Genomic DNA, 8,215 nt, shown 5'->3' on the forward strand with positions numbered 1-8,215 from the left:
AGGTCTTCCTGGTGGACGGATTAGGAACCTCCATCATCGTAAGACCTCTACCCTCCCCCCCGCACCAACGCGCCCACCCCCCTCTACACCCTCAACTGTGAAGAGCCACCAATGTTCAGCGGCACAGTACAGCCGGTCCCGAAGAGAGGGTGACCGCGTCGGCGGAGATGATGTTCCTCACGGTCCAGGAGGTCGCCGACCTGCTCCGCGTCAGCCCGGGGACGGCCCGCGCCTGGGCAGCCAAGGGAGAGGGACCGCCGTCGATCCGCTTAGGCAAGCAGATCCGGTACAGGCCAGAGAAGGTGGAGGAATGGGTGCAGGAGCAGGAGCGGTCCCGCAGTGCTCGATAGGCGAACCTCTCCACGTACTGGTCAGGTCACGTGGCGGGTGCGGTGGTGGGAATCGACCCCCGGTGGAGGCCGTAAGCAGCGGAGCCGCTCCTTCAAGAGCCGTGCTGCCGCGCTCGAGTTTCAGCACCAGCGAGAACGCAAACTACGCCTGGGCGTCGAGCACTCAGCGGGTCGTGTCCCGGTGTCTCAGGTGGCTGAGCGGTTCCTCGCCGGGCTTGTCGGCACCGTGCAGTCCCGAACCGTGCAGGGGTACATCCAACACTGGCGCACCCACCTCGCTCCAGCGTTCGGCTCTCGGCCACTCGAGCAGATCACGTCTCCCATGGTCCAAGACTTCGTGTCTGCGCTGGCACGTGAGCGGTCGTCCGCCACGACCAGGCACGCCCACAGGGTGCTCAGCCTCATCTTGGACCAAGCTGTCGCCGAGCGGCGTATCGCGGTGAACCCTGCGCACGGCGTGCGCCTGCCCAGCCTGCCCCAGTCACGCGGAGACCATGTCCTGACGGTCAATCAGGTCGAGGAGCTGGCCGGTGCTGTGCTCCATCACGGGACGCTCGTACGCCTCGCCGCATACTGCGGCCTCCGGTGGGGCGAGGTCGCGGCCCTGAACGTCGGTGACGTGGACCTCGCTGCGCGTAGGTTGCGGGTCCAACGCGCCCAGGTTGAGGTGTCTGGGCGCGTGGAGGTCAAGCCTCCTAAGTCTCGCTACGGGCGGCGTCGGGTCCCAATCCCGGCGCGCCTCCTCGAGGACTTGCGCGACGCGGCTGCGGTTCGCCCGGCGAACGAGCTCCTGTTCACCTCGCCGGACGGTGCCCGGCTCCGAGCCTCCAACTGGAAGCGGTGGGTGGCGTGGCCTCAAGCGGTCCAGGCCTTGGGTGTGGGCATGCGCTTCCACGACCTTCGGCACACCTGCGCCAGCCTCCTGATCCAGGCCGGGGCGACGCCAGTTGAGGTACAACGCATCCTCGGCCACAGCACGCCGGCTACGACGCTCAACCTCTATACCCATCTGCTGCCGGACGCCCTGGACGGGGCGGCCGCACGGCTCGATGAGTACCTCGGTGCTGAAGCTGTGGTGGCCAAACTGGTGGCCAAACCACCGGAGCAGCCGCGGGAGGGAGGACGCTGAGGGGTTCCGAGACGTGCGTTCACCAGCGCGTATGTCGAAGTGGGCCCCGTGGGACTCGAACCCACAACCTACGGATTAAAAGTCCGCAGCTCTAACCATTGAGCTAGAGGCCCGCACCCGGTCGGGGGCTGCCCGCCGGGTCCGGCCCACTCTACGGCGAGCGCTCGCCCAGCCAGCGGTGGTGCGGCAGCTTGGAGTCGCCCCACACCAGGCGATGGTCGCTGGCGGGGAGCGGGAACGTGCCGCTCAGCCGGGACAGCGGGTCGTCGCTGGTGGGCCAGAAGACCGCCGCGTCGAGGATGCGCAGACTCTTGCTGGGCAGGACGTAGTCTGCCCGGATGTTGCCGGGGGGCTCGGCGAAGTCGGCGGTGTCGTAGGCCGGGTCGCCCTCGTGCTCGGCGTTGGACCCGCCCTGCAGCCGCGCGGCCTCCACGACACCTTCGCTGTCCGGGGTGACCTTGGTGTTGACCCGGGGATGGTCCAGCAGCGCCTCGATGGAGCCTGGATAGGAGTCGCCGTCGAAGGGGTCGGAGTTCTGGTCGCCGGCGATCACGAACCGGGCGCCGGGCTCGAGCCCCCCGGTGGTCCCCGTGTCGTCATAGATGTATGCGGAGCGTTGACCCGGGGAGATGTAGTCGGCCCAGAACCGGATCTCGTCGTGGTTGCGCCGGCCGTTGCGGTCCTCCGGCCCGTCGAAGACCGGCGGGGTCGGGTGGCTGACCAGGAAGTGCACCCGCTTGTCGCCGACCTGGATGGGCACGTCCCAGTGCGACTTGCTGGACAGCCGCAGCGCCTCGACCTCCGCCGGGGAGCAGAAGTCCTGCGGGATGAGGTTGCCGGGCATGTCGGTCCACCGGAACTGCTGGAAGGTGCGCACGGCCTCGGTGTCGATGGGGTACTTGGAGTAGACGACCATGCCGTACTGCCCAGGGAAGAAGCCGAAGCCGTAGGCGTCGTCGGGCCCACCGACGGTGCCGTCGTTGTTGAGGTCGAAGCCGCTGGGCACGCCGGTGTTGACGGGCGCGGTGTAGTCGAACTCGTTGACCAGCAGCACGCCGGGGTCGGTGCGCTGGATGATCTCGGCGACGTTGCCGGCCTGCTCGTCGTTGCCGGTGGACAGATCCTGCACGAGCCCGCCGGCGCTGAACCGGTTGAGCGAGGCGTTGAGCGAACGGTCCGTGAACGCGGGCGCACGACCTGCTCCCGCCCGCTCGAGGTCGGTCGGGGGAGGTGCACACTCCCGAGCCGATCAGGGGTGCTGGATGTCCACCACGAGGCGCGGGGGGCCGCTGAGGGTGAAGACCCGGAAGGGCGAGCCCTCGTCGTCGATCCCGATGAACGCCTGGGTCAGCCCCTCGAAGGTGCCGGACGCCCTGACCTGCTCGACCACCTCGGCCGAGTCCAGGGTGTAGGTGCCCGGGCCGCCCTGGTAGGACTCGTCCTCCTCGGGGTAGCGCGTGCCGGAGATCACCACCTGCAGGATCGCGTCGCCGGCGACGTCGATGATCCGGCCGCTGCCGTCCTGCACAGCCTGGTCCACGTAGCCCACGCGGTAGCCCGGCATCGTCTCACCCTCCAGGTCGAACACCACGCGGTCGTAGCCGTCGTGCAGCCCGAGGCGCACGGTCGTGGGCAGCAGCGCAGCGTCGTCACCTCCCGACTGCTGCACGGCCTCCGCGGAGAAGGCGGGCAGCGCCTCGTCGGCGGGAGCCTCGGTGGGGGCGGCGGTGGGGCTGCCTGTGGCGGTCGATGTGGAGGTGTCGGTGTCGGGCGGGGGCGCGGGCTGCGTCGACGTCTGCGGGTCGAGGTCGCCGCCCATCGAGGTGGCGGTCTGCATGTCCTGGTCGCCGACGGTCGAGGTGGCGTCGTCCTGGTCCAGGGTGGAGGGAGTCGGGGCGGCGGTGCCGGAGGAGGGGCCCTCGGTGGGCGGGTCGGTCGTCGCTTCCTCGAGCTCGCTGCATGCCGACAGCAGGAGGGTTGCCGCAGCAACCCCCGCCAGGACACGTCGTGGGATCGCCATCTGATTCCTTCCGTTGCTCGGAACCTAGCCCTCCCAGGGGCTTCGGGCAACACCTCCGCCGGCCGCCGAGTTCCCGCCCTTGTGTCACACTTGTCACAGAGATCTGCTGTCGCTCAGCTCCGGGGGAGTCATCCATGCGTCCGATTCGTGTCATCGCTGCCACCCTGGCCGCGTCCGTGCTGCTGCCGGGGTCGGCTCTGGCCGCCCAGGACCCGGACCTACCGCCCGGGCCCGACGGCGTGGTGGAGGACCAGCGCTACGGCATGCTCGAGGAGCCGGCGCTCGACGGCGTGGCGAGTGTCTCGCCCGCCGAGGTGGTCGAGGGCGTGACCGCGCTGCCCTCGCCCGAGCCCGGCGCAGTGGCCTATCCGCGACCCGCCGACGACGTGTTCGACGTCCGGGGAGGTGGCTTCGGGCACGGCATCGGGATGTCGCAGTACGGCGCCGACGGCGCCGGCAAGCAAGGGCTGGACCACACCCAGATCCTCGACTTCTACTACCCCGGCACCACCCTGGAGACCCGCAACCTGGGCACCATCCGGATCGGCATCACCATCGACGACGACGGCGCCACCCGCGTGGCGCACCGTCCGGGCCTGCGGGTGGCCCCGCAGGTCGGCGGCACGACATACGCCCTGCCGTCCGGCCGGGAGCAGTGGCGGGTGCGCTCGACCGGGACCGGGAACTCGAGCTGCGCCCTCGAAGGGCGGGTCAACGGCACCTGGTCGGTCACCTGGCCCAGCGGTATGCCGCGCTCGTGCCCGGTGACGTTCAGCTCACCGAAGGAGCGCAGCGTCGACCTGTTCCTGCCCGGTGGGCAGCTGCGGGTCTACCGCGGCGAGGTGACGGCCACCTACACCGGCACCGAGGCCGTCGAGACCGTCAACGCGCTGCCGATGGAGAGCTACCTGCGCTCCGTGGTCTCCGCCGAGATGCCCAGCTCGTTCCACCGCGAGGCGCTGCGCAGCCAGGCCGTGGCTGCGCGCACCTACTCGGCGCGGGGCTCCAACGGCACCTCCTACTACGACACCTGCGACACCACCGCCTGCCAGGTCTACTCCGGGCGAGGGGAGCGCACCGACTCCGGCGCCATCGCCTCCTTCGAGAACACTGCCACCGACGCCGCCGTCGCGGCCACACCCGGGCAGGTGCTGACCTACCGGTTCTCCACCGGGCAGGCCCTGGCCACGACGATGTTCTCCTCCTCCTCGGGTGGGCACACCGCCGCTGCCTCCAGCGCGCACGGATACCTGAGCGCCCACCCCGACCCCTACGACGACGTCGACGGCAACCGCCGGCACGCCTGGAGCGCCCAGCTGCCCGCGACCTCGCTGGAGTCCCGCTACGGCATCGACCGGGTGGAGCGGGTGCAGATACTGCGCCGCGACGGCGACGGCAGCTGGGGTGGCCGGGTGCTCGAGGCCCGGGTCGAGGGCTTCACTGCCGCCGGCGACTACACCTGGGCCTACGCCACCGGCACCGGGCTGCGGCTGGCCCGACCCTGGCCGGCCAACTCCACGGGCCTGTCCTCCAGCTACTTCACGCTGATCGCCGAGGCGCCGAGCCCGTCGGCCACCCGAGTGTCCGGCACGGACCGGTGGGGCACCAGCGAGGCGGTGTCCCGGTTCTGGCCCACGGGAGGGCCCCTGGTCTACGTCGCCTCGGGTCTGGACTTCCCCGACGCGCTGTCCGCGGCGGCCCGCTCTGGTGTGCAGGACGTGCCCGTGCTGCTGACCGACACCGACAGCGTGCCCACCAAGACCCGGCAGGCGCTGGAGCGGCTGAGGCCGGAGCGGATCGTCGTGGTCGGTGGCTCGACCGCCGTCGACGGCACGGTGCTGGCGGCGCTGAAGCCGTACGCCACCACGCGCCAGGTGCAGCGGGTCGACGGCGGCGACCGCTACGAGACGGCCGCGGTGATGGCCGCCCAGTATCCGGCCGGTGTGCGTCGGGTCTATCTGGCCAGTGGGGCCGACTACCCGGACGCCCTGTCCGGTGCGGCCCTCGCGGCCCACCAGGGTGCGCCGCTGCTGTTGACCAAGCCGGGCGGCCTACCGCCGTCGACCCGGCGGCAGCTGGACCGGCTGAACCCCACGGAGGTCCTAGTGCTCGGCGGGTCGAGTGCGGTCAACACGGCGACGGCACGCGCCGCCGGGGCCTACAGCCAAGGCGGCGGCTTCACCCGGCTGGCGGGGACCAACCGCTACGGCACCGCAGAGCAGGTGAGCCGGCAGTACCCCTCGGGCACGCGCACGGCGGTGGTGGCCTCGGGCACCGCCTACCCGGACGCGCTCGTGGGGGCGGCGCTGGGTGGACGACGGGCCGCACCGCTGCTGCTCACCGAGCGGAACGGCATACCGCCGGCCACCAAGCGGGCACTCGACCGGTTATCGCTGAGCAGGGCGTACGCCGTCGGTGGGGACAGCGTCGTCGCCGAGCGGGTGCTCAATCTGCTGGGCGCCTACCTGGACTGAGCTGTGACACGCTCACGGCCGTGAGGCCCTCGAACCGCCGCCGCGTGGCAGCCTGCTGCTGGGCTGCCGGTGCTCAGTACTTCGCTGCTGAGCTGGTGACGGCCGCGGGATGGCGCGACCCGGCATACGACTGGGCGCGCAACTTCGTCAGCGACCTGGGCGCCCGCACCGCCGGTGTCAACGAGGGACGGGTCGTGAGCTCTCCCAGGCACGCGGTGATGAACGTCTCCTTCGTCACCCTGGGGGTGCTGACCCCGGCGGGGGCATGGCTGTTTGCGCCCTACGTCCCGCACCGGGGGTGGCGGCGGGTCGCGGTCGGGCTGGCCGGCGTGCACGGTCTCGGGATCGCGGGCGTGGGGCTGCAGCCGACCGAGCCGGGGGTGGGTGAGATGCGCCGGGCGGTGCACTACTTCGCCGCGGCGTGTGCCATCGGTGGAGGCAACCTGCTGCTGCTCGCTGCGAGCGTCGGGCTGGCGCCGACCCGGCGAAGACAGTCGGTGCTGACCGGGGTGGTGGGCGCGGTCGCCTCGGCGGCCAGCGCGACCATGCTGCTCAGCGACGTGCGCCATCCGGGCATCGTCGAGCGCATCGCCGGCTGGCCGGTGACGCTCTGGACGACGGCCACCGGGATCGTCGTGCTGCTGGAGGATCTCGCCGAGCAGGCTGCAGACTGACGCGCCTGCGTGCCCAGGCTGGGTGCGGTGGGTCAGCCGGTGCGCAGGTGGGCGAGCAGTGCCCGGCCGTAGGCGCACTCGGCGTCAATGTGGTCGAAGGTGTGCCGCTCGCCCTTCAGGGTGAGGACCACGGCATACCCGGCGTCGGTCTTGGCCAGCCCGGCGAACGTGTCGCCAAGCACCGCGCGCATCTGGTCCTCCCGCGGCAGCCAGAGCGTCTCCTCGAGCTGCACGGAGTCCAGCGCCCACTCCGCCACGCCGTTGAAGCCGATCACCGATCCGCCGACGAACTGCTGCACGTCGACCGTCATGTCGGCGAGGTGGTAGACGGCGTCGGCCATGGCCTCGTTCTTGACCGTGAACCGGTCTCCGGCCAGCGGCGACCAGATGAGTCCGGCGGCGTGCAGGTCACGGGCGAGCTCCAGGCTGATCATCGCCCCATTGTGCCCCGGGTGCGTCGGGCACGTTCACCTGCGCGGACGGCGGGACAACGCGCCTAGAGTGCCTGGGTGAGAGCGGTGCAGTTCGGCGAGTATGGCGTGGCACCGGCGGTCGTCGAGGTGTCCGAACCGCTCTGCCCCGCCGAAGGGGTCGTCGTGGCCGTCGGGGCGACCGGGGTATGCCGTTCGGACTGGCACGCCTGGCAGGGCCACGACCCGGTGGACCTGCCGCACGTCCCCGGGCACGAGCTGGCGGGCCGGGTCGCCGAGGTGGGCAACGGGGTGACGCGCTGGCAGGTGGGTGAGCGGGTGACGGTGCCGTTCGTCTGCGGATGTGGACAGTGCGAATGGTGCCGCACCGGGCAGGCTCAGGTCTGCCCCGCGCAGACGCAGCCGGGATTCACCGGGCCGGGCTCCTTCGCCGAGCGGGTGGTGCTGCACGCCGCCGACGCCAACCTGGTCGCCCTGCCCGAGGCGATCGACGACGTGACCGCGGCCTCGCTGGGCTGCCGCTTCGCCACGGCATACCGGGCAGTGAGGGTGCACGGCCGGGTCGAGCCGGGCCAGTGGCTCGCGGTGCACGGGTGTGGTGGCGTCGGGCTGTCAGCGGTCCTGATCGGGGTGGCCCTGGGCGCCCGGGTGATCGCGGTCGATCCGGCCCCAGGGGCGCGGCGGCGGGCTCGCGAGCTGGGCGCGGAGGTCGTGCTGGAAGGCGGCGGCGATGTGGCCGCGCAGATCCAGGACCTCGGCGGTGCGCACGTGTCGATCGACGCGCTGGGTCTGCCGGAGACGGCCGTGGCATCGGTATGCAGTCTGCGCCGGCGGGGCCGGCATGTGCAGGTCGGGCTGCTGCTCGGTCCTTCCGCGACCCCGCCGCTGCCGATGGACCGGGTGGTGGCCCACGAGCTGGAGATCTACGGTGCGCACGGCATGTCGGCTGCTGACTACCCGCCGATGCTGGAGCTGATCGCGCGGGGAGTGCTGGACCCCGGCCGCCTGATCGGCCGGGTCATCGGTCTGGATGAGGCCGGCGCGGGGGGCTCGGGGGGCGGGGGCAGACAGGACACCGCCAGGCCGGACGGCCCTCGCGTTCGCGCGCGGGAGGGTCAACCCCTCCCACCGTTTTTC

At 71.4% G+C, this 8,215-nt stretch carries 8 protein-coding genes and 1 tRNA gene; 5 read left to right on the forward strand and 4 right to left on the reverse strand.

Annotated elements, in window-relative coordinates; genetic code table 11:
* Positions 1-149 precede the first annotated feature (149 nt).
* Entirely contained in the window at positions 150-350 is a 201-nt protein-coding gene (locus ACR2FV_RS01565) for a helix-turn-helix domain-containing protein (RefSeq protein WP_434013967.1), read from the forward strand.
* Positions 351-540: 190 nt separating this feature from the next.
* Positions 541-1,479, forward strand: coding sequence for a tyrosine-type recombinase/integrase (locus ACR2FV_RS01570; protein ID WP_434013968.1), 939 nt, complete (start codon positions 541-543; stop codon positions 1,477-1,479).
* Positions 1,480-1,519: 40 nt separating this feature from the next.
* Here ACR2FV_RS01570 and ACR2FV_RS01575 read toward each other — a convergent pair.
* The 3 genes from ACR2FV_RS01575 to ACR2FV_RS01585 form a co-directional block, all read right to left on the reverse strand.
* Positions 1,520-1,592: transfer RNA gene (locus ACR2FV_RS01575), tRNA-Lys, on the reverse strand.
* Between the two features lie 38 nt (positions 1,593-1,630).
* Positions 1,631-2,608 (reverse strand): endonuclease/exonuclease/phosphatase family protein, encoded by a 978-nt coding sequence (locus ACR2FV_RS01580; RefSeq protein ID WP_434013969.1) that lies wholly within the window; start codon positions 2,606-2,608, stop codon positions 1,631-1,633.
* A 120-nt stretch (positions 2,609-2,728) separates the two neighbouring features.
* Positions 2,729-3,499, reverse strand: coding sequence for an AMIN-like domain-containing (lipo)protein (locus ACR2FV_RS01585; protein ID WP_434013970.1), 771 nt, complete (start codon positions 3,497-3,499; stop codon positions 2,729-2,731).
* Between the two features lie 134 nt (positions 3,500-3,633).
* On the opposite strand from ACR2FV_RS01585, the gene ACR2FV_RS01590 reads away from it, so the two are divergent.
* Positions 3,634-5,973, forward strand: a complete 2,340-nt coding sequence (locus ACR2FV_RS01590; RefSeq protein WP_434013971.1) for a SpoIID/LytB domain-containing protein — start codon at positions 3,634-3,636, stop codon at positions 5,971-5,973.
* A 20-nt stretch (positions 5,974-5,993) separates the two neighbouring features.
* The gene (locus ACR2FV_RS01595) at positions 5,994-6,647 is read left to right on the forward strand and encodes a DUF998 domain-containing protein (protein ID WP_434013972.1); all 654 of its coding nucleotides are present in this window, start codon (positions 5,994-5,996) and stop codon (positions 6,645-6,647) included.
* A gap of 32 nt (positions 6,648-6,679) precedes the next feature.
* Here ACR2FV_RS01595 and ACR2FV_RS01600 read toward each other — a convergent pair whose 3' ends face one another.
* Entirely contained in the window at positions 6,680-7,081 is a 402-nt protein-coding gene (locus ACR2FV_RS01600; RefSeq protein ID WP_434013973.1) for a hypothetical protein, read from the reverse strand.
* Positions 7,082-7,156: 75 nt separating this feature from the next.
* Here ACR2FV_RS01600 and ACR2FV_RS01605 point away from each other — a divergent pair.
* Positions 7,157-8,215, forward strand: a 1,059-nt coding sequence (locus tag ACR2FV_RS01605) for an alcohol dehydrogenase catalytic domain-containing protein (protein WP_434013974.1), incomplete at its 3' end; no start/stop codon positions are given.

This window comes from Ornithinimicrobium sp., assembly GCF_051004135.1.
GTDB lineage: Bacteria > Actinomycetota > Actinomycetes > Actinomycetales > Dermatophilaceae > Ornithinicoccus.